The organism is Deltaproteobacteria bacterium, from assembly GCA_016218975.1.
Taxonomy (GTDB): Bacteria; Desulfobacterota; Deferrimicrobia; order Deferrimicrobiales; family Deferrimicrobiaceae; genus JAENIX01.
In genome coordinates this window covers 26902-46721 of record JACRCO010000078.1, presented here as the reverse complement: position 1 = coordinate 46721, position 19820 = coordinate 26902, and the positions used below count along the sequence as shown (strand labels likewise).

Sequence of the window (19820 nt, the reverse complement as noted above, 5' to 3'; positions counted from 1 at the left end):
CTTCAGGAACGTACGGTCCGAGACGTTGACGATCCTGATCCCCTGCACCTGACGAACCGCCGTGATGATCTCCTGCGCATGATCGATCCCACGCGCCCGCACCGTGATGTCCCGCGTCACCGTGCCTTTCCCGTGACCGGATAGGTCCACCGCGCCGATGTCGCCGCCTACTTCGCCGATGGCGGTCGTCACCTTTCCCAACATTCCCGGCTTGTTCTGGATCTCAACGCGGATCGTGATGCTGTAGCTTTCACTGGGCGACAGAATGGTTGCCATGATATCCTCCCTTTGCCCTGGAAGAGCGGGGACCTGATGTAAGCGGATATTTTAGTGAATCCCTCGTTCTCAACACAAGGAAATTCCCCCGGCGTCGAAACCCTGCCTTGCGGGAAGAACATTTCGCCGGTTTAATGGAATCCTGGCTATATGCAATTGATTCCAATAATCTGTTATAGTTAGTAAGAGCATGCAACCATGATAATGCTTTCATCGAGATACGGGGAACTTCATGCATAACCTCACTTCCGTGGAGGAGAGAACATCGTGGATTCGATGAACGTCGGGAAAAACATCAAGAGCATGCGCAAAAAGAAGGGGCTGACCCTTCAGGAGTTAGCCGAGAAAAGCGGCATCTCCGCAACGGCCATCAGCGCCATCGAGCGGAACGTCTCGTCGCCGACGGTCAACACGCTGGCTTCCATCGGCCAGGCTCTTGGGGAGTCGCTATCCACTCTCCTTGGCGAAAGCGAGCTTTCGTACATCGTGACTCGCGCGGACAAGAGGGTGCGGCTTGCGTCCGAAGTTAGAAACGCGGATTTCCTCAGCCTGGCTTCGGGTCTCCCCGGCCAGCGATTCCTGCCGATGCTGAGCGTCCTGAAGACCGGCTCGTCCAGCGGAGAGGACTACATCACGCATCGAGGAGAGGAATTCTTCCTCGTCGTGAAGGGTGCGCTGGACGTCGAATTGAACGGGGAAATGGTGCGGCTCGAGGAGGGCGACAGCCTTTACTTCCGCGGAAACACGCCGTACCGGTGGCACAATGCCGCGGACAAGGAAACGCAGATACTTATCGTGACGGCCTCCTGAACCCGGCGGGAGGGCACGCGGCACGCCCCTGTTTCACTCCGTTTTTGGGGCAGACCGCCTCCAGACCGCATTCCGCACATTTCGGTTTTCGTGCAACGCAGATACGCCGTCCGTGCCATCCGAGGCGTGTCGCAAATTCCCACCGGTTTCTCTCGGGCACTTTTCCGGAAAGATCCTGTTCGATCTTCACCGGATCCTTCGACGCCGTCAGGCCGAGGCGGAACGAAACCCTTGCGACATGCGTATCCACCGGCAGCGCAGGAACTCCGAAACAGGCGCCGAGAATGATCGACGCCGTCTTGCGGCCCACGCCCGGCAGGGCGGTCAGGGCCTCCATCGTCCCCGGAACTTCCCCCCCGTGCCGCTCGACGATGGCGGCGGCGATCCCGCGGATCGCCTTTGCCTTGTTCCGGTAGAACCCCGTCGGGCGGACGGCTTCCTCCACCTCATCCTGCGGAGCGGCCGCGAGTGCGCGCGGATCCGGGTACCTGCGGAACAGTCCGGGGCTCACCCGGTTTACGCGCTCGTCGGTGCATTGGGCTGCGAGCACCGTGGCGACGAGAAGCCGGAACGGCCCACTGAAGTCGAGCACGATCGCGGCATCGGGATACGCGCGCGCAAGAAAATCGAGCACGAAATGAACCGGAGCGGGAGGACTGCGCGTCGGCAACTCAAACGCTCCTTCTGAAGACGATCACCTCGTATCCCTGGACATCCACCTCGAACGTAACGCCGAGAACGGTGCACGAGAACAATTTTTCGGTACCCATTTCATCATCGCCGGGGGTGATCGCGAACGCCCCCTCTCCGTCCAGCCAGGAAAGCATGGCATGCACCTCCGGAAACGTCATGTCGAACGGGGTGATGATGTTGTAAACTTTTCCTTCGTGGACAATGGGGTAAACGTCGAAATCTTCCGCATCCATGGGGAACCCCTTCGGGGCATTAGCGCTTTACGGCGCCGGTCGGTTTAGTATACGCTGTTAATCCGCATCTCTCACCAGGCGCGCCGCGAAACGGCGACGCCGGAGGTTTTTTCGTCTTGCTCATCCACGACATTCTCGCCCGGAACGCCCGCATCCATCCGGAAAGGGTCGCCCTCGCCGCGGAAGAGGAAAACGTCACTTACCGGGAGCTTGCGGCGCGGGTGGGCCGGCGCTCCGCGGATCTGAAGGCCATGGGGATCGGAAAAGGTGACCGGGTAGCCGTCCTGATGCGCAATTCACCCCTCTATGTCGAACTTCTCTACGCTATCCCCCGTACCGGCGCGGCGATGCTTCCGCTCAACGAGCAGATGATCGCCCGGGAACTCTCGGCGATCCTTCTGCACGCCGACGTCAAGGCCCTTCTGTATTCCGAGGAATTCAAGGCCGTGGCGGACCGGATAAGGGAAGTCTCGCCGTCCCTGACCTGGTTCGTCCCGGTGGGAACGCAGCCACGGGGTTCAGTCCCGGCGGAAACGGAACAGCCGCCGGACCCGCGAACGGCAGACGAACCGCCCCTTTCGGAATTCGACATCGCAATGGTCATATATACCGGCGGCATCTCCGGGACTCCGCGAGGAGCGATGCTTACACACCGGAACCTGATGGCGGCATCCGCATCCGCGGCGCTGGAGCTCGGCCTTTCCCGGAACGACGTTTACCTGTCCTGCACGCCGCTTCCGTTCATGACGGGAACAGGGCGGCTGCTGCGGTTCCAGTACATGGGAGGGACGATCGTCATCCTGCGGGATTTCGACCCCGGGGAGGTGCTTCGGACGATCGAGCACCGCAAGATCACACACCTTCTGCTCACTCCTTCCATGATGGCGCGCATACTGGACTTTCCCGCCGCGCCGGAATTCAATCTCGCGACCCTTCGCATGGTCCTCTACGGAGGAACGTGGATCCCCATTGATCTCCAGAAGCGCGCCATCCGGTTCTTCCGTTGCAGGCTGGTGCAGTCCTACGGGCTGGTGGAATCGGCCGGCGTCCTGACGTTCCTCCATGCCGAAGACCATTCGCTCGAAGAAGGCTCGCCGTACATGCGGACGCTTATGTCGGTGGGCAAGGAGGCCATTGGGGTCGAGGTCCGTGTCGTCGACGAATCCGGGAAGCCGGTCGGCCCCCATCGGATCGGCGAAATCACCGCGCGAGGCCCCAACGTCTTCGAGGGATATTTCCGCGATCCGGGGTACACCGTCTTCGCATTGCGGGCCGGATGGCTTTACACCGGCGACATGGCCTCCGTGGACGAGGATGGATACATCTACATCGTCGACCGGAAGCGCGACGCGCTTTCCGTAGGAGGAATCTGGGTCTATCCGCGGGAAATCGAGGATATCCTATCGGAGCATCCCGATGTGAAAGAGGCAGCGGTCATCGGGCGTCCGGATTATCTCCTGGGAGAAGTTCCCGTGGCCGTCGTCGCCCTGAAGGAAGGGGCAAGGGCGAACGCCGACGCCATCCTTTCCCATTGCAGGGAAAACATGGCAGCATTCAAGGTTCCCCATTCGGTCGATTTCATGGCTTCGCTGCCCAGGAACAGCCAGGGAAAGGTATTGAAAATGAAGCTGAAGGACAAGACCGAAGTTTCCGGACCTACTCGCCGAATACCTCCGCGGTGAACGAGAACAGTTCGGCCCCTTTTTCCCATTCGTCGGCAGGAAGCCCCGCTTTCCGACAGGTGTGGGAAAGGAACTCCTTCCTGTCCCATCCGTATTCCGAAGCCACCTGCGGCAACAGCAACCCGCGCCTCGCTCCCTTTCGGACCAAAAGCCCGTGGACGCCGACCGCCACTTCTTCCGCACGCACGGGGATGAGCGGCGTCAGCACGGATATCTCGATCCTTATGTCTTCCACCTCTCCCGGCCGGACCGGCGAGAACCTCGGGTCCTCGGTGGCGGCCGCCACCGCGCACTCCTGAACCGTCCTGTAAAGCGGGCCTGTCGCCTCGGTGTAGCCGATGCACCCGCGCAGCCGCCCTTCGCGCGTCAGGGTGACGAAGGCCGCCCCGGGCTCCGCAAGCTTCTGCGATTCGGGGCGTTCCTTCGGGACTTTCCCCTCCTTGACGTACGAAGCCGCCGCACGGCGGGCGATCGCCAGCAGTTCCAGGCGTTCCTCTTTCGTCAGATAGGGAGCCATCAGCCCGATCGGGCGAAGATGGCGTCCACGTGGCCGTCGGGCAGGATCAGGTCGTTCAGGTCGCCAAGAATCTCTATCTTTCCCTGAACTCCGAGGAAAACCGGGACGATATCGGGATCGAACTGGCTTCCAGAGCACCTCAGGATTTCGGCGTTCGCCGTTTCCAGGGAGAGAGCCTTACGGTAGGCACGGGTCGAGGTCATGGAGTCGAAGGTGTCGGCAATCGCCATGATGCGGGATTCGAGAGGAATATCCTTTCCCTTGAGATGTCCAGGATACCCTTTGCCGTCGTACCGCTCGTGGTGATGCAGGATCGCGGGAAGAAGCGGGCGGAAATTAGGGATCGGCTCGAGAATCTTCGTAGCCACTTCGGGATGAAGGATGATCTCCTTGAATTCCTCTTCCGTCAGCTTGCCGGGCTTGTTGAGCACGGCCTCGCGGACACCGATCTTACCCAGGTCGTGGAGGATGGCGGCCTGGTGGAGCACGTCGATCTGCCCGGACGCCAGCCGCATCTCCTTTCCGATCGCGACGGAGTACATCGTCACACGCTGGGAATGGCCTCGCGTATAGAAATCCTTGGCTTCCAGCGCCTTGATGAGGGAATCGATCGACCTGATGTACATCTGGTTGATGAGGTCGGTCTGCTCCTTTACCTTCTTTTCCAGGTTAACCTGGTAGTCCTGGAGCTCCCTCTCGAGGGCTTTCTTGCGGATGGAGTTCTCGATAGTGATAAGAAGAACATCGAAGTTGAAGGGCTTGGTTATGTAGTCGCAGGCGCCTATCTTCAAGGCGGAAACTGCGGTATCGAGCTCGGCATGCGCCGACATGACAATTCCGGCCACCTCGGGGAATCTCGTGGTGGCTTCCCTGAGGAGTGAGATCCCGTCCATTTCCGGCATGCGGATATCGGTCAGGAGAACCGTGTAATCGCTCGCGGCCAACCGTGACAGCGCTTCCCTTCCGTTGCATGCCTCGTCCACGGAATACCCTGCTATTTCAAGCCGTTCGCGAACCAGCGTGCGGATGAATTCCTCGTCGTCAACGACGAGGACGGTAACCCCTTCCGGATCGTGGCCGAGCGAAGGACTTCCCATGTGCGCAAGTGTACTCATCAAGAACCTGTTCGGAAACCGCCGATCAAATATTTAATCTTTTTTTTCAACTATTCACCGGATCATACATTGAACCGGACGTGAAATATCTCCCCGTCCCTTAAGATGTACTCTTTCCCCTCAAGTCTCCATTTTCCTTCGGCTTTCGCTTTCGCCATCGATCCGCACCGCAGGAAGTCCTCACTGGCTATGACTTCCGCGCGGATGAATCCCTTTTCGAGGTCCGAGTGTATCCTCCCCGCGGCCATCAGGGCCGTCGATCCCTTCGGGATGTTCCACGCCCGGACCTCGTCTTCGCCCACCGTCAGAAAACTTATGTAATTCATGGCCTCGAACGCGCCGCGCACCAGCCGGTCCCTAGCGCTTTCCGCAATCCCCATTTCCTTCAGGAAGTCCGCCTGTTCCGCCGGGGAAAGCTGGGCAATTTCCTCCTCGATCTTCGCCGAAAGGCGCAGGAGCGGGATGCCGCGTTCCCCTGCGACCCCGTCGAGTTCCGGGTATGCTTCGACGGACAGCTCATTCTCCCCGACGTTCAAAACGAGGATGACGGGAAGCATGCTCGCTAACCGGAATCCCGAAAGCACCCGTTTTTCCTCCGCGGAAAAGGCAACTTGCCGAAGGGGGACCTCCTTCTCGAGAACCGCTATCGCCTTGTGGAGCGTCGTCCATTCGATATCGCGCCTGGCTTCCTTCGCCATCCGCTCTATCCGCTTCTGGGCGATCAGGTAGTCCGACAGCGCAAGTTCGGAGTCGATCGCCCGGAATTCCCTGACAGGATCGAGCCCCGCCGGAGGCGCGGGGTGGAAGTCGTCGGAAAACCCCCGTACGACCACTGCCAGAACGTCCGATCCCTTGATATTCGCAAGGGTGTCAGGCGGGAGCAGTTCCCCTTCTTTCGTATCGATGTCCTCGAATGTTATCGTAATATGCGTCACTTTCCTGGGATGAAAAACCCCCGCGAGCCGGTCCACACGGTCGTCGGGAACCCGTATCGTGCAAAGCCCCGCCGACTGCCCCCGGGAAGGGGCCTCCCCTCCGCTGGCCAGCGCCCGGAAAAGAGTGCTTTTGCCCGACCCGTCCCGCCCGAAGATTCCCACTTTCATCGCCGGTTACACCTCCTGGCCCGCATTTCTCACCGGGGCTCGTCCGGTATCCCGTCGAACATGTCGATTTCCGGCAGGTTCACGCGAGGAAGACGGGACTTCGCGAGCACGAATGTTTCCCTGCGCGCGAACTCGCGGTATCCCTCCCGGGCAAGAATCCTCGCGGAATCCTTCGACTGGGTTCGGTGGCATCCGAACGCTTCGATTTTCGTATCTACATAGGACGAAGTGTCGACGACGGTGGTGATCTCTTTCCGCGGAACGCCCGCGAACGGTACGTTCCAATGTTCCAATATCTCCCTTTCGACCTCGATCCGGTACAACTTCGCGGACGCCCACGCAGTAACTCCGTTCACGAGCTGTCCGGGAAACCGCGAAGGGTCCGCCGCCGCATCGAACGCCTCCGCCGCCGCCCGCGACATCGCCATGTGGTCGGGATGGCGGGACACGCCTTCCGGACCGAAACCGACGACCACATGGGGCCGCACCCGGCGTATCTGCTCGACGCATTTCTCCACGAGGCAGTCCAGTGGTGTTTGGACGAGCCGCCCATCCTCGAAGCCCAGGAAAGCGACTTTCCGTATTCCGAGAACCCCTGCTGCGCACATCAGCTCCGCGGCGCGTACTTCTCCCAGGTGCTCCCTGTCGGTGAGAGGAGGATCCCCCGCCATTCCCGCCTGCCCCTTCGTGGCCACCGCAAGATATACGGCAACCCCCTCGGCCGAATATTTCGCGATGGTGCCTCCCGGCCCGAATGTTTCATCGTCGGGATGGGCCAGCAGGAAGAGCATCTTTCGTTTCAATTTCCGGACGCCTCTGAAGCGATTATTCACGATCGTAAATTTTAAACATAACACAAAGGAACCGAACGGAAGTATCATTGGGGCGAACGCCTGGAGGTCCCCATGAAGCCGATACCCCGCTGCGCCGGATTGCCGGCCGCAGTCCTCATCCTCCTCCTGCTGTGCTCCGCCGCCCTCGCGAATCCGGACATCGCCATCCTCGTCGACGGCCTCCCGCTCGACGCCAAGGGGCTCGCCGTCAAGGACGAGGTGTTCATACCGGCCTGGATCCTGGAAAACTACGCCCATACGAAGGTCAAGTGGACGCGGGGCGGCAACGTGCTCGAAATCCTGACCGCGCCGCAGGGAGAAGCCATCCCCCGGCAGGAAGGAATAATCCTCCTCAGGATCGGGGTCTACCTGAAACCGGAAGGATACGTCCGCGGCAAGGATACCCGCCTGTACCTGCTGAACGTAGACCCAAAGGAATTCACCTTCGCGGATGGAAAAACGCCGGGAGAGCGGGCGCACGAAGCGACGGTCGACCGCATCGGGATCTCGTCACGCCCCGTGCGGGACTATCTCCGGCTCTCTCCGACCGATCGGTTCGCACCCAAGGGATGGACGTTCGTTTCCATGATGCCCAGGGAGGAGGTCATCGAGCTGGCGGCCACCGTGGACCGTTACGAGCAGATGTACAGGACACTCTATTACGACCTGATCACCAACCTCGTCATCGGCAAGGAACAGGCCGTCCGCAGCGCCGTCGGGCTCGACGACTCACTCAAGGGAATAAAGATAGAAAACGTCCCCGTCCGGGAGGACGGGTCGGCGGAAGTGAAGCTGGGAAACGGCATGTACTTCCTGTACGCCCGCATGCTGCACGGGAACGTGCAGATCGTGTGGGACCTTCCGGTGGCGGTTCGCGGGGGAACCACCACTGTCGAGCTGTCTAACCGGAATGCCGCGCTGGCGCAGTGAGCCGCCGCCTTTTCCCTCCGCGGCCGGTATTTACGAGTTGTACCCCGCCTCCCCGTGCTGCGACAGGTCCAGGCCCATGATTTCGTGTTCATCCGCCACGCGAAGCCCCATGGTCTTGTCGAGAACCTTGAACAGGCCGTAACTCACCGCAAACGAGTAGACGAGGATCACGCCTGCGGCCAACGCCTGCACGGCCAATTGCCTGGGATTTCCGTACAGAAGCCCGTTGGCCCCTGCGGAGTTGACCGCGGTAGTGGCGAACACTCCGGTGGCCAGGGTCCCGAGTGTCCCGCCGACGCAATGGACGCCGACCACGTCCAGCGAATCGTCGTAGCCAAGTTTCCCCTTCATCATCACCGCCCAGTAGCACACGACTCCCGCCACGGCGCCGATGGCGACGGCGGAGGCCGGCACTACGAAACCGGAGGCAGGGGTAATCGTGCCGAGGCCCGCGATGCATCCGGAGGCCGCGCCGAGTACGGTCGGCTTGCCACGGTGGATCCACTCGGCGAAAACCCAGGTCAGGGTCGCGGCCGCGGCGGCCATATGGGTATTCACGAACGCGCTCGTGGAGAGGTTCCCCGCCGCAAGGGCGCTCCCCGCGTTGAATCCGAACCAGCCGAACCAGAGGATCGCGGCGCCGAGCACCGTCATCGGCAGGTTGTGCGGGGCAAGGATTTCGAGTCCGTATCCGCGGCGCTTTCCGACCGCGAGCGCCGCCGCGAGAGCGCTGACACCCGCGGTGATGTGGACGACGGTCCCGCCGGCGAAATCGAGCACCCCGAGGTTGCGCAGCCATCCGCCGGTCCCCCACACCCAGTGGGCCACCGGGTTGTACACAAGAAGCGACCACAGGAGGGCGAACACTAAATACGTGGAGAACTTGAACCGTTCCGCGAACGCTCCCGTGATCAGGGCGGGGGTGATGACCGCGAACATCATCTGGTAGATCATGAACGCCTGGTGGGGGACCGTTGCCGCGTAGTCCTTGAACGGGTCGAGCCCGACGCCGTTCAGCGCGAACCACGAAAGGTCTCCTATGACGCCTCCGCGGTCAGGCCCGAAGGAAAAGCTGTAGCCGACGAGCATCCACTCGATACTGATCAGCCCGAGAACGATGAACGATTGCATGACGGTGGCCAGGATGTTCTTCTGCCGGACCATTCCGCCGTAAAAGAGCGCCAATCCGGGGGTCATGAGCATGACGAGCGCTGCGGAGACGAGCAGCCAGGCGGTGTCGCCGGTGTTCATACCTTAATCCTCCTCCGGGCGAGGTGAAGTGGGGCCGATTCGAGGAGAATTGGCAATCCCCATGCCGGGTACGAAATCTTCGATAATGAAGGACATTCGCGGAAGGACGAGACAAGATGAGCTACATAAACGTCGATCGTGAAACGTTTATGAAGTAATAACTACATAATGGGGGCGCCGGGAAAAACCCGGCGTCCCCCCTCCGATAAGGAATGGTCGGCCCCATCACCTCCACGGAGGACCTTGCCCCGCATTTCCCTCCGGACGGTCGCCGCGCCGGCGGATACGGGAACTTAAACCTTATTTCTCACCAGTTGTATCCCGATTCCCCGTGCATGGACACGTCGAGGCCCTGTATCTCGTCCTCCTTGGAAACCCGGAGCCCCATGGTCATGTCGAGCAATTTCAGAAGCCCGAAACTTACCGCGAAGGAGTACACCAATGTCACGGCGACCGCCAACGCCTGGATGGCGAGCAACTTCGGGTTTCCGTACAGAAGCCCGTTCGCCCCCGCCGCGTTGACGGCGGTCGTGGCGAACAGTCCGGTGCACAGCGCTCCGAGCGTGCCTCCAACGCAGTGCACGCCGACTACGTCCAGGGAATCGTCATATCCCAACTTTCCCTTCATCATCACGGCCCCGTAACAGACGGCGCCCGCCAGGAGCCCGATGGCGAGAGCGCCCATCGGCTGCACGAACCCCGCGGCAGGAGTGATCCCGACCAGACCGGCGACGCAACCGGATGCGGCGCCGAGCACCGTCGGCTTCCCGCGGTGCATCCACTCGGCAAATACCCAGGAAAGCGTCGCCGTCGCCGCAGCCGTATGGGTGTTGACGAAGGCGCTGGTGGAAAGGTCGCCCGCCGCGAGAGCGCTCCCCGCGTTGAACCCGAACCAGCCGAACCAGAGGATCGCGGCGCCGAGCACCGTCATCGGCAGGTTGTGCGGCGCCATGTTGTCGACGCCGAACCCCTTCCGCTTCCCGATGACGAGAGCCGCCGCGAGAGCGCTGACGCCTGAGGTGATGTGGACGACGGTCCCTCCGGCGAAATCAAGAGCGCCCAGGTTGCGGATCCATCCGCCGATTCCCCACACCCAGTGCGCCACCGGATTGTAGACGAGCAGCGCCCAGAGAAGCGTGAACACGAGAAAGGTGGAAAACTTGAAACGCTCCGCGAAAGCCCCGGTGATCAGCGCGGGGGTGATGACCGCGAACATCATCTGGTAGATCATGAACGCCTGGTGTGGAACCGTGGCGGCGTAATCCTTGAACGGGGTGAGCCCGACGCCGTTCAGGGCGAACCAGGAAAGGTCGCCGATGACGCCGCCGTGGTCCGGCCCGAAGGAGAAGCTGTAGCCGACGAGGATCCACTCGACGCTTATCACCCCGAGGATGATGAAGGACTGCATGATCGTACCGAGGATGTTCTTCCTGCGGACCATTCCGCCGTAGAAGAGCGCCAACCCGGGCGTCATGAGCATCACGAGCGCCGCCGATACGAGCAGCCACGCCGTGTCGCCGGTATTCATTTGGTTACCTCCCTGGTGACAGGTGATGTTGCCGACGGAACGACGAAACGGCAACCGCCGTGCCAACCGCGATCCCGTGTTATTCAATATGTTTTCCCGAAAGCGCCGAAAACGTACGCACACATTTGTCGCTATACTGACATTATCGTCTCCCGATGAACTTACCGAAGGGCCGCCTTCCCCCGATGGGATGGCAAGGACGCATGCCGTGTTTCGCGGCTGATTCCGTGCGGGAAGGGTGCGGCCCGCGCCCGATTTTCCTTGGTTCGGGAGTTTCCCATGCATTACAATTTCAGAACGACCTATGACTGCCGTTTCTCCCCACAAGGAGTCGAGATGACCGAATCGTTCTGCTCGTCCTGCATACGGGGCGCGAGAAGCGTCATTTCTCTGACGAGGGAATCCCTGTCCCATCAGACCGCACGGCGGGGAGGAAACGCCTCCCTCGGTTATCCGGACACCGCGTACGAACTTCCCGTCGCGTTCGGCCTGACGGATTTGAAGACGACCACGCTTGCGGACGGCGGGAAGGTCCTCGATCGTGCGGAAGGGCTCCTTCGGAATTCCCCGACGCTCGAGAACGCCCTGGAGGCCGGGGCCGCCACACTGCTGGCCGCCGACGTGCTTGGGGCGCTTTCGCACAAGGACGGGAACCCGTTCGCGCCGCCTTCGGTCGGCTTCGTCCCCGACTCGATCCTGCGCAAACTCGGCATCTTCATGGTCGACGGCACGGTGCCGGGAGTCGCGGTGGTCATCGGCAGGGCTTCGGAGCCGGCGGCGGCCGCCGCCATGGTCCGGCAGTTCCAGGAAATCGGGCTCCTCGTCTTCCTGGCGGGAGATGTGGCGCAACAGATGAACAAGGCGGGCGTGAAGCTCGGTGACGACTTCAAGACGTTTCCGCTCGGTCCGCTCCCCGCCGTCATTCACGCCGTCAACTTCGCCGTCCGGGCGGGACTGACCTTCGGCGGCATCGGGCGCGGCCAGTCCTCGGCGATGTACAACTACCTCTCCCAGCGGGTAAAGGCGTTCGTCTGCGCGCTGGGTCCCATGGACGATATCGGGCTCGCCGTTATCGCCGGGGCGATGAAGGCCGGATTTCCCGTCATCACCGACACGAATCTCCCGGAGTTTCCCGGCGCCCTGCTGCGGCGCCCCGCAGGGGAAGAGATGGTCCGGGTCGGCATGGAGGTCCGCGGGATAAAGGCGAAGATCGTGAAGATCCCTATCCCCATCGCGTTCGGCCCCGCGTACGAGGGGGAACGAATCCGCAAAAGCGACACGTATGCGGAATTCGGCGGGGGTCGCGGCCCCGCCTACGAGTTGGTCGTCTCCGCCCCGATGTCGGAAGTTCGCGACAAGGAGATATCCGTCGTCGGCCCCGACATCTCCGATCTTCCGAAGGGCGGGACGCTCCCTCTCGGGATCGTCGTCACTGTCGCCGGAAACCGCATGCAGAAGGACTTCGAATCCGTGCTGGAGCGACGCATACACCGGATCGTCAATTACGGTGAAGGCACGATGCACGTGGCCCAACGGGACACCACGTGGATCCGGATCTCCTGCGAAGCGAAGGACAAGGGATTCAGCCTCGCGGACCTTGGGATGATGCTCTACGCGAAGATGCACGCCGACTTCGAGAACATCGTCGACCGGGTGTCAGTGGCGATCCACACCCTCGATGAGGACGTTAGGAATGGAATGGCGTTCGCCAGGACCGTTTACGCGGAGCGCGACGCGCGTGCGAAGACGCTGACCGACGACGCCGTCGAGGAGTTCTACTCCTGCACCCTTTGCCAGTCGTTCGCTCCGAACCACGTCTGCATCGTCGCCCCCGAGCGGCTGGGGCTGTGCGGAGCGATAAACTGGCTCGACGGGAAAGCGGGATACGAAATCACACCGACGGGGCCTAACCAGCCCGTGAAGAAAGGAGCGGTCCTCGATCCCGTGAAAGGCGCGTGGGACGGGGTGAACGCATTCGTAAGGGAGCACTCGCGCAACACCGTTCCGGGCTTCAACCTCTACTCGATCATGGACGCCCCCATGACTTCCTGCGGCTGCTTCGAGTGCATCCTTGCTGTGATCCCCGAAGCGAACGGAGTGATGGCGGTCAACCGGGAGTTCGAAGGGGCGGAGACACCGTGCGGGATGGGGTTTTCGACGCTGGCGGGATCGGTCGGAGGGGGCGCCCAGACCCCCGGCTTCATGGGGGTGGGAAAGCATTATCTTCTCAGCAGGCGGTTCCTTGCCGCGGAGGGAGGCCTCGCACGCGTCGTATGGATGACGAAGGAGATGAAGGAATACCTGGGGGCCGATCTTGCGGCCCGGGCGGCCGAGATCGGCATGCCGGACCTGGTCGACAGGATCGCCGACGAGACGGTCGCAGTCACACCGGAAGAACTTGTGAAGCACCTCAAGAAAGTGGGGCACCCGGCTCTCTCCATGCCGCCGCTGCTATGACCGTACCGTCGCCCAGGCAGTCCTTTCCGGGTCGGATCCTCCCCGTGACGCTGCCCGCCGGCGAAGGCGGAACGCCCGTGACCGTGGGCGGACAGAACGCGCTCCACCTCGCGCCCGAAGGGGAGAAACCCAACGGGGCCGCCTTCGGGATGGAGGTGCGTACCGGCGGGGGCGATCTGCCTTCCTCCCTCGCCAAGGCATACGAGGGCGGGATCACGGACCCCGCCGCATTCGCGAAGCGCTGCGCGGAAGACTGGAAGGCGCAGTTCATATTCCTCGCGCTGGACGGCTGCCATCCCGACTGCGGCGGACAACCGGCGGAAGAAGGGGCGCGGATCGTACGCGAAGTCCTTTCCGCCGTCTCCTGCCCCGTAATAGTGGGAGGCTGCGGCGAAGAGGGAACCGACGCCGCGCTCTTCCCCGCAATCGCCGAAGCCGCGACACGCCCCGTCTTCCTTTCTTACGCCGACGAAAAGAATTACCGGCTGGTGGGCGGCGCCGCCCTTGCGTACGGCCACGGGGTCGTCGCCTGGTCCCCGATCGACATCAACATGGCGAAACAGGCTAATCTTCTCCTGTCGGATATCGGCGTCCCTCCTGAAAGGATCCTGATCGACCCGCTTACGGGCGGACTCGGATACGGACTGGAATACACATACTCGATCGTGGAACGGATCCGGCTCGCGGGGCTTTCCGGCGACGCCATGCTGGCCCGGCCCGTTCTGTGCCACCTTGGAGACGCCTGGAAGGCGAGGGAGGCGGTCGATGCGTCCGAGGTCACATGGGGCGATGCGGTCGTGCGCGGACGCAGGTGGGAAGAAGCGACGGGGTGGGCATGCCTCGCCGCGGGGGCGGACCTCCTGGTATTCCGGCATCCCGACAACGTCCAGGCATTCCGGGAGGCGGCATGGCGCTGACCGCGCTTGACATCTACAAGCTGCTCCCGAAGACCAACTGCAAGGAATGCGGCTTCCCCACCTGCCTCGCGTTCGCCATGCAGATGGCGGCGGGAAAGGCGGGGATCGACAAGTGCCCTCCCGCGTCCGGCGAGGCGAAAGCGGCGCTCGGCGCGGCCACCGCGCCGCCCCTGCCGCGCGTGGTCGTCGGGACGGAGGATCGCGCGGTCACGCTGGGAGACGAGGTGGTGCTGTTCCGGCACGAAAAGACCTTCTACCACCCGACCGCGATCGCAGTATCCGTCTCCGACGCGCTCGGCGGCGAAGCGCTCGAGGAAAGGCTTCGCGCGGTTTCAGCTCTCACTTTCGAGCGCGTGGGCCAGGTACTCGCGGTAGACATGGTCGCCGTGCGCTTCGACTCCGGAGACCCGGAAAAGTTCGCGAAGACCGCCGCGACGGCGTTGTCGCGATGCGGAAAGCCGCTCGTTCTTTCGGGGACGTGCGCGGCGCTTTCGGCCGCGGTCCGCGAGGTCGGCGAGTCTCGCCCGCTTCTGAGGCCGCCCGCCGGGGACGCGGCCGAAGGCGCAGCGCTCGCCGTCTCGGCGAAGCTCCCCCTCGCCGTGAGCGCCCGGGGGATCGATGGGCTCGAGGGCGCCCTCGCCGCGGCGCGCGCGGCCGGTGTGATGGAACTCGTCGCGGATCCCATGCCCGGGGACGTCGCAAGCGCCGTCGCAGACTCGGTTTTCATTCGAAGGCTGGCCATCGCTCACCGCGCGCGGGAGATCGCCTATCCCACGGCGTTCGACCTCGGACGTGGTTTTCCCCGGCCGTTCGAGGCCGCCTGCCTTCTCATCGCGAAATACGGCTCGCTCCTCGTGCTCGATACCGCGGACCCGTCCGACATCTTCCCGCTCCTGACGCTGCGCCAGAACCTGTACACGGACCCGCAGAGGCCGATCCAGGTGGAACCGGGGATCTATCCCATCGGGAAGGCTTCCCCTGCCTCTCCCGTGCTCGTCACCACCAACTTTTCCCTGACGTATTTCACGGTCCGCAGCGACGTGGAGGCGTCGAAGACGCCGGCGTACCTCTTGATAGCCGAGTGCGACGGGATGTCGGTGCTAACGGCCTGGGCCGCGGGGAAATTCACCTCCGAGAGCATCGCGGGACTGCTTGCCGACAGCGGCATCGCGGCGAAGGTGGAACACCGCACTCTCATCCTTCCCGGGATGGTGGCCCGTCTCTCCGGAAAGCTCGAGGAACTTTCGAAATGGCGCGTCCTCGTCGGACCACAGGAGTCCTCCTCGTTATCCTCATACCTCCGGCGGCTTCCCCCGGCGGCGTTCGCTCCGTCCAATGGGTGACACCGGGAAAGGAACGATACGGTTTCTCCCGGAAGGAGCAACCGCATCGCTGTCCCCGGGAGACACCGTCCTTTCCCACGCAATGCGCACCGGCGTGCCGATCCTTTCGCCGTGCGGCGGAGAGGGGCGCTGTGGAAAGTGCCGCGTCGCAGTTTCGGGAAGCGCAAGCGGCGGCGACGATCCCGGCGTCCTTTCCCATGATGACCTGCGCGCAGGGATACGCCTCGCCTGCCGTTGCGTGCCGCTCGAAGGCGATGTGGACGTCACCGTATTGCCGGAAAGCCGCCCCGCCCGGCTGACCGCGTACATCGAGGGGAAGGACACGGCGGGCGACGGCCCGTTCCTGCCCCTGCACGTCGTCCCGCGGAAAGGCAATCCGCTCGGCGTGGCGCTGGACGCCGGGACCAGCACGCTTGCGGGCGCGCTGATCGACCTGCGCAACGGCGCAGTGCTCTCCAGGGGCGCGGCCGACAACCCGCAGATGGCCTGCGGAGAGGACCTGATTTCACGGATCGTATTCGAAGAGGAGAAGGCCGAAGGGTTTTCCATTCTCCGCAGGCTCCTCATCGCAGGGGTCGACCGGTTGATTTCCGGCCTCCTGCGCTCTTCCCCCGTAGATGGGGAGATCATGGAGGTGGTCTCCGCCGGTAACACGGTCATATCCCACTTTCTCTACGGCCTGTCCCCCTCCCCCGTCCGACGGCCGCCCCACCGCCCGGTGCTAAAGGAGTACCCGTCGAAGACGGGCCTGGAGCTGGGATTCGAATCGGCCCCCTCCGCACGCTTCCGGCTCTTTCCCTCGATAGGCGGATTCGTCGGCGGGGACATAGTAGCGGGGATCCTCGCGTCGGGGATGCACCGTGAGGATGCGATGTCGCTCTTCTACGACGTTGGGACGAACGGCGAGGTGGCGCTCGGGAACAGGGAATTCCGGATATCCTGCTCCTCTTCCGCCGGGCCTGCATTCGAAGGGGGAGAAGTCGCCTGCGGGATGAGGGCGTATCCGGGAGCGATCGATTCCGTCCGCATCGATCCCGCGACGTTCGAGGTGGAATGTACGGTGATCGGCGGCAGGAAACCCGCGGGCATCTGCGGTTCCGGGGTCCTCGACCTGTGCGCCGAGTTGTTCAGGACCGGGCTCGTCGACCGCGCCGGCCGATTCGTGCACCGCGAGGGCGCACCCTTCCGCGAAACGGAACGCGGGAAAGCGTTCGTCGTAGCGGGACCGGACGAGAGCGCCACCGCCTCCGAGATCGCCTTCACCGCGTCCGACCTGAAAAGCGTCGTCCGCACCAAGGCCGCCCTGTGCGCCGCCGCAGACGCGCTCTGCCGGGCGGTGGGCCTTTCGAGAGACAAGGTCGAGAGGGTATTCATCGCGGGAGGGTTCGGCAATTTCCTCGATCTTCGTTCGGCGCTCACGCTCGGCGTCTTTCCGCCATTCCCGCTCGGCAAGTTCGTCCTTCTCGGGAACGCGTCGCTGGCAGGCGCGATCGGCGCCATTCGCAACCGGAAGCGGTGGGAGGAAGCATTGGCGGTCTGCTCCTCGACCGACTACCACGACCTTTCCGCCGACCACGCCTTCATGGATCTCTATCAGCGAGCCCTGTTCATTCCGCATACGGACGCCGAAAGCTACCGCGCGACACTTCCCCCGGAGACCGGCTCGTGAGCGGCGGCCTTTCGCCTTTTCTTCCCACGGGCGTCGGCAGCCTGCCGCACGCCGACCCGGAAACCGCCGTGCGGCTGGTCCTTTCGGCATTCCGCGACGTCCCCTGCTGGCCGCAGCTTCCCCGCCGGACATTCCTCGAATCCATGTACATCCAATATGCGGCCGGCCTGCCCGGGGCGGTCATCGACGGGGACAAGCTTTTCGTGGAGGTCGGGGAGAAGGTCCTTGCCGAAGCCGAGTCCTTTTACGAGCGGTTCCTCGGCGAAGACGCCTCATCCTTCGCAATCCCGGCGGAACGGGCGGCAGGTCTCCATGCGCTCCTTGCATCCGGAGCAGGACGGTATTCCGCCGTCAAAGGACAGGTAACGGGCCCCCTCTCCTTCGGTTTGATGGTCACGGACCGGGACAAGAAGCCCCTTTTCTACGATCCCGTCGGCCGCGATATCCTCGTGAAGCATCTTCTGCGCGTCGCCCAGTGGCAGGTTTCTGCGCTCTCGCGCCTCTCTTCCGAAGTCATCATGGTGCTCGACGAACCGTATCTCGCCTCGGTGGGATCTTCCCTCCTTTCCCTCGGGAGGGAAGAAGTGGTCGGATGCCTGAACGAGATCTTCGACGGCCTGCCCGGAACGCGGTGCGGGATACACTGTTGCGCGAACACCGACTGGGGGCTCGTCCTCTCGTCCCGGACGCAATACCTGTCTTTCGATGCGTACGGGTTCGCGGACTCGCTGCTGCTGTACCCGAAAGAGGTGAAGGCATTCCTCGACCGTGGGGGTAAGCTCGCCTTCGGGATCGTCCCCACTTCCCCGGAAGGGATACGCTCGGAAACTCCCGTCACGCTGGCGGACAGGATGGATGCGATTTTCGGCAATTTCGAGGCGCGGGGGATCGGCCGCGGTGATGTCGTCCGCGCAGCGGTCATCACTCCCGCCTGCGGGCTGGGCACTCTGCCGGAAGAGGATGCCGAAAGGGCGGTCATGCTGACCTGCGAACTATCCCGCCTGCTTCGGCGGCGTTTCGCGGGAATAACGGAATGAGCCTCCTGATCGCCGTCGCGGGAAAGGGAGGAACGGGGAAGACCACCTGCTCCGCCCTTCTTCTGCGCGCGCTGCTCGCATCGGGAGTCCGCCCGCTGCTGGCGGTGGACGCCGACCCCAACGCCAATCTTCACCTCCTACTCGGAATCCCGCCGCCTAAAGGGCTCGGCTCCATCAGGGAAGAACTGCTGGATTCCCCCGGCGGCGCGACTTCCAAGGAGGAACGGCTCGAGGCGATGGTCCAGCAAAGGGTCTCGGAGGGAAAGGACGTCGACCTCATATCGATGGGACGGGGAGAGGGACCGGGCTGTTACTGCTTCGTGAACAACCTGCTTCGCAGGTCGCTTGCGCGCCTTGCGGGCGGATACGCCGCTGTGGTCGTGGACAACGAGGCGGGGATGGAACATCTCTCCCGGCGCAACCTCCGGAGCATCGACCACCTCGTCCTGGTCGCCGACCCTTCTCCGCGGGGATTGGCCGCTGCGTGCGCGGTCCTGGAATTGGCTTCCGATCTCTCCCTTCCCGTCGGGAAAGCCTGGCTGCTTCTCAACCGGCCGTATGCCGCAGGCGCATCCGGGAAACCATCGGCCTTTCCCGCGCCGCTGCTCGCCGAGATCCCGCATGATCCGTCGCTTCCCGGCTGGGAGGACGCAGGCCGTTCCTTCCTCGACCTCCCGGACTCCTCGCCCGCCGCAGCCGCCGTAGCCGGCGCGATCCGCGGTCTGCTCGCCGGCAGGACGAATTGAAGATCCTGTTCTCGGTGCAAGGCCGGTACGGCGAGCGAATTGCGGAAAATGTCCGCGCATACGGTCCGGCGAATTGGGAGATCCGCGTGCTCACGCTTCCCGCGAGGCTTCCGATCGTGATCGACGATCCGGAAGAGTTCCTTCCGGCAACCCTGCCGGCGGCGGACCTGCTTGTTTCCCTCCACGAAAAGCCGGGCGCGGCGGAGCTCATACCGGACATCGCCGGGCGGTGCGGCGCCAAGGCTGTCCTTGCCGCGGTGGACGACCGGTCGTCATGCCCGGCGGGGCTGGAAAACCAGGTACGGAAGCGGCTCTCCGCCATGGGCGTCGCCGCCGCCTTTCCGCGTCCCCTCTGCGGGTTCGACGGCGGACCGGATCCGCTGCTGCGGGAATTCTCCGCGAAGTTCGGGCGGCCGAAGTTCCGTATCCTGAGGGACGGCGAACGCGTCGGGTCCGTCGAGGTGCTGCGGGACGCTCCCTGCGGCTCCGCGAAGTTCGTCGCCTCCATCCTCGGCGGCACGCGTGTCGCGGAGGCGCCCGATACAGGTGCGCTGCGCCACCACCATCATCCCTGCCTTGCGTCGATGGAGATCGACCCCGACCTCCAGGACACGATCATGCACCTGTCGGGATACATCGTCCGCGCCGCGATCAAGTCGGCGTTGAAAGAGTAGCGGAAG

At 63.1% G+C, this 19820-nt stretch carries 18 protein-coding genes and 1 pseudogene; 10 read left to right on the top strand and 9 right to left on the bottom strand.

The window, feature by feature from the left end; translation table 11 throughout:
* Positions 1–276: ACT domain-containing protein (locus tag HY896_11660; GenBank protein MBI5577004.1), on the bottom strand; the 276-nt coding region annotated here is incomplete at its 3' end.
* A gap of 267 nt (positions 277–543) precedes the next feature.
* Here HY896_11660 and HY896_11655 point away from each other — a divergent pair.
* Positions 544–1086, top strand: coding sequence for a cupin domain-containing protein (locus HY896_11655; protein ID MBI5577003.1), 543 nt, complete (start codon positions 544–546; stop codon positions 1084–1086).
* Here HY896_11655 and nth read toward each other — a convergent pair.
* Complete coding sequence (nth, locus tag HY896_11650) at positions 1067–1756, bottom strand: endonuclease III (protein ID MBI5577002.1); 690 nt, start codon at positions 1754–1756, stop codon at positions 1067–1069. The genes HY896_11655 and nth overlap by 20 nt on opposite strands.
* Before the next feature lies 1 nt (position 1757).
* Positions 1758–2012 carry a hypothetical protein gene (locus HY896_11645; GenBank protein MBI5577001.1) on the bottom strand — a complete coding sequence of 85 codons (255 nt, stop codon included), beginning with the start codon at positions 2010–2012 and terminating at the stop codon, positions 1758–1760.
* Positions 2013–2128: 116 nt separating this feature from the next.
* Here HY896_11645 and HY896_11640 point away from each other — a divergent pair, with 116 nt between their 5' ends.
* Positions 2129–3694, top strand: coding sequence for an AMP-binding protein (locus HY896_11640; protein ID MBI5577000.1), 1566 nt, complete (start codon positions 2129–2131; stop codon positions 3692–3694).
* On the opposite strand, the gene amrA is transcribed toward HY896_11640, so the two are convergent.
* The 4 genes from amrA to HY896_11620 all read right to left on the bottom strand — a co-directional run bounded on the left by amrA (position 3669) and on the right by HY896_11620 (position 7232).
* Positions 3669–4211, bottom strand: a complete 543-nt coding sequence (amrA, locus tag HY896_11635; GenBank protein MBI5576999.1) for an AmmeMemoRadiSam system protein A — start codon at positions 4209–4211, stop codon at positions 3669–3671. The two genes, HY896_11640 and amrA, sit on opposite strands and share 26 nt — an antisense overlap.
* Positions 4211–5326 carry a response regulator gene (locus HY896_11630; GenBank protein MBI5576998.1) on the bottom strand — a complete coding sequence of 372 codons (1116 nt, stop codon included), beginning with the start codon at positions 5324–5326 and terminating at the stop codon, positions 4211–4213. Before HY896_11630 ends, amrA begins: the two co-directional genes overlap by 1 nt.
* A gap of 62 nt (positions 5327–5388) precedes the next feature.
* Positions 5389–6429: a redox-regulated ATPase YchF gene (gene ychF, locus HY896_11625; GenBank protein MBI5576997.1), complete on the bottom strand. Its 1041-nt coding sequence runs from the start codon at positions 6427–6429 to the stop codon at positions 5389–5391.
* Positions 6430–6458: 29 nt separating this feature from the next.
* A complete protein-coding gene (locus tag HY896_11620) occupies positions 6459–7232 on the bottom strand; it encodes a PIG-L family deacetylase (protein ID MBI5576996.1) in 774 nt (257 codons plus the stop codon).
* A 102-nt stretch (positions 7233–7334) separates the two neighbouring features.
* On the opposite strand from HY896_11620, the gene HY896_11615 reads away from it, so the two are divergent.
* Positions 7335–8192 carry a hypothetical protein gene (locus tag HY896_11615; GenBank protein MBI5576995.1) on the top strand — a complete coding sequence of 286 codons (858 nt, stop codon included), beginning with the start codon at positions 7335–7337 and terminating at the stop codon, positions 8190–8192.
* A 30-nt stretch (positions 8193–8222) separates the two neighbouring features.
* Here the strand turns inward: HY896_11615 and HY896_11610 are convergent, their stop codons facing one another.
* Both HY896_11610 and HY896_11605 read right to left on the bottom strand, forming a co-directional pair.
* Positions 8223–9443 (bottom strand): ammonium transporter, encoded by a 1221-nt coding sequence (locus HY896_11610; protein ID MBI5576994.1) that lies wholly within the window; start codon positions 9441–9443, stop codon positions 8223–8225.
* A 307-nt stretch (positions 9444–9750) separates the two neighbouring features.
* Positions 9751–10971, bottom strand: a complete 1221-nt coding sequence (locus HY896_11605) for an ammonium transporter (protein ID MBI5576993.1) — start codon at positions 10969–10971, stop codon at positions 9751–9753.
* A gap of 304 nt (positions 10972–11275) precedes the next feature.
* Between HY896_11605 and cdhC the strand changes: the two are divergent.
* From cdhC to HY896_11570, 7 genes and pseudogenes are all read left to right on the top strand, one after another.
* A pseudogene (cdhC, locus tag HY896_11600) lies at positions 11276–13428 on the top strand (CO dehydrogenase/CO-methylating acetyl-CoA synthase complex subunit beta).
* A complete protein-coding gene (locus tag HY896_11595) occupies positions 13425–14345 on the top strand; it encodes an acetyl-CoA decarbonylase/synthase complex subunit delta (GenBank protein MBI5576992.1) in 921 nt (306 codons plus the stop codon). Before cdhC ends, HY896_11595 begins: the two are co-directional and overlap by 4 nt.
* On the top strand, positions 14336–15688 hold the full coding sequence (locus HY896_11590) for an acetyl-CoA decarbonylase/synthase complex subunit gamma (GenBank protein MBI5576991.1): 1353 nt from the start codon (positions 14336–14338) through the stop codon (positions 15686–15688). Before HY896_11595 ends, HY896_11590 begins: the two co-directional genes overlap by 10 nt.
* Positions 15681–17357 (top strand): DUF4445 domain-containing protein, encoded by a 1677-nt coding sequence (locus HY896_11585; protein ID MBI5576990.1) that lies wholly within the window; start codon positions 15681–15683, stop codon positions 17355–17357. Before HY896_11590 ends, HY896_11585 begins: the two co-directional genes overlap by 8 nt.
* Positions 17354–18394: a methionine synthase gene (locus HY896_11580; protein MBI5576989.1), complete on the top strand. Its 1041-nt coding sequence runs from the start codon at positions 17354–17356 to the stop codon at positions 18392–18394. The genes HY896_11585 and HY896_11580 overlap by 4 nt, the downstream gene beginning before the upstream one ends.
* Complete coding sequence (locus HY896_11575) at positions 18391–19140, top strand: AAA family ATPase (protein ID MBI5576988.1); 750 nt, start codon at positions 18391–18393, stop codon at positions 19138–19140. The genes HY896_11580 and HY896_11575 overlap by 4 nt, the downstream gene beginning before the upstream one ends.
* Positions 19137–19814 (top strand): hypothetical protein, encoded by a 678-nt coding sequence (locus HY896_11570; protein ID MBI5576987.1) that lies wholly within the window; start codon positions 19137–19139, stop codon positions 19812–19814. The genes HY896_11575 and HY896_11570 overlap by 4 nt, the downstream gene beginning before the upstream one ends.
* Positions 19815–19820: the final 6 nt, after the last annotated feature.

Coding starts and splice junctions, on each gene's coding strand:
- amrA (MBI5576999.1), bottom strand. CDS start 4,211: ATGGCTCCCTATCTGACGAAAGAGGAACGCCTGGAACTGCTGGCGATC.
- HY896_11645 (MBI5577001.1), bottom strand. CDS start 2,012: ATGGATGCGGAAGATTTCGACGTTTACCCCATTGTCCACGAAGGAAAA.
- HY896_11595 (MBI5576992.1), top strand. CDS start 13,425: ATGACCGTACCGTCGCCCAGGCAGTCCTTTCCGGGTCGGATCCTCCCC.
- HY896_11605 (MBI5576993.1), bottom strand. CDS start 10,971: ATGAATACCGGCGACACGGCGTGGCTGCTCGTATCGGCGGCGCTCGTG.
- HY896_11615 (MBI5576995.1), top strand. CDS start 7,335: ATGAAGCCGATACCCCGCTGCGCCGGATTGCCGGCCGCAGTCCTCATC.
- HY896_11585 (MBI5576990.1), top strand. CDS start 15,681: ATGGGTGACACCGGGAAAGGAACGATACGGTTTCTCCCGGAAGGAGCA.
- ychF (MBI5576997.1), bottom strand. CDS start 6,429: ATGAAAGTGGGAATCTTCGGGCGGGACGGGTCGGGCAAAAGCACTCTT.
- HY896_11610 (MBI5576994.1), bottom strand. CDS start 9,443: ATGAACACCGGCGACACCGCCTGGCTGCTCGTCTCCGCAGCGCTCGTC.
- HY896_11590 (MBI5576991.1), top strand. CDS start 14,336: ATGGCGCTGACCGCGCTTGACATCTACAAGCTGCTCCCGAAGACCAAC.
- HY896_11630 (MBI5576998.1), bottom strand. CDS start 5,326: ATGAGTACACTTGCGCACATGGGAAGTCCTTCGCTCGGCCACGATCCG.
- HY896_11575 (MBI5576988.1), top strand. CDS start 18,391: ATGAGCCTCCTGATCGCCGTCGCGGGAAAGGGAGGAACGGGGAAGACC.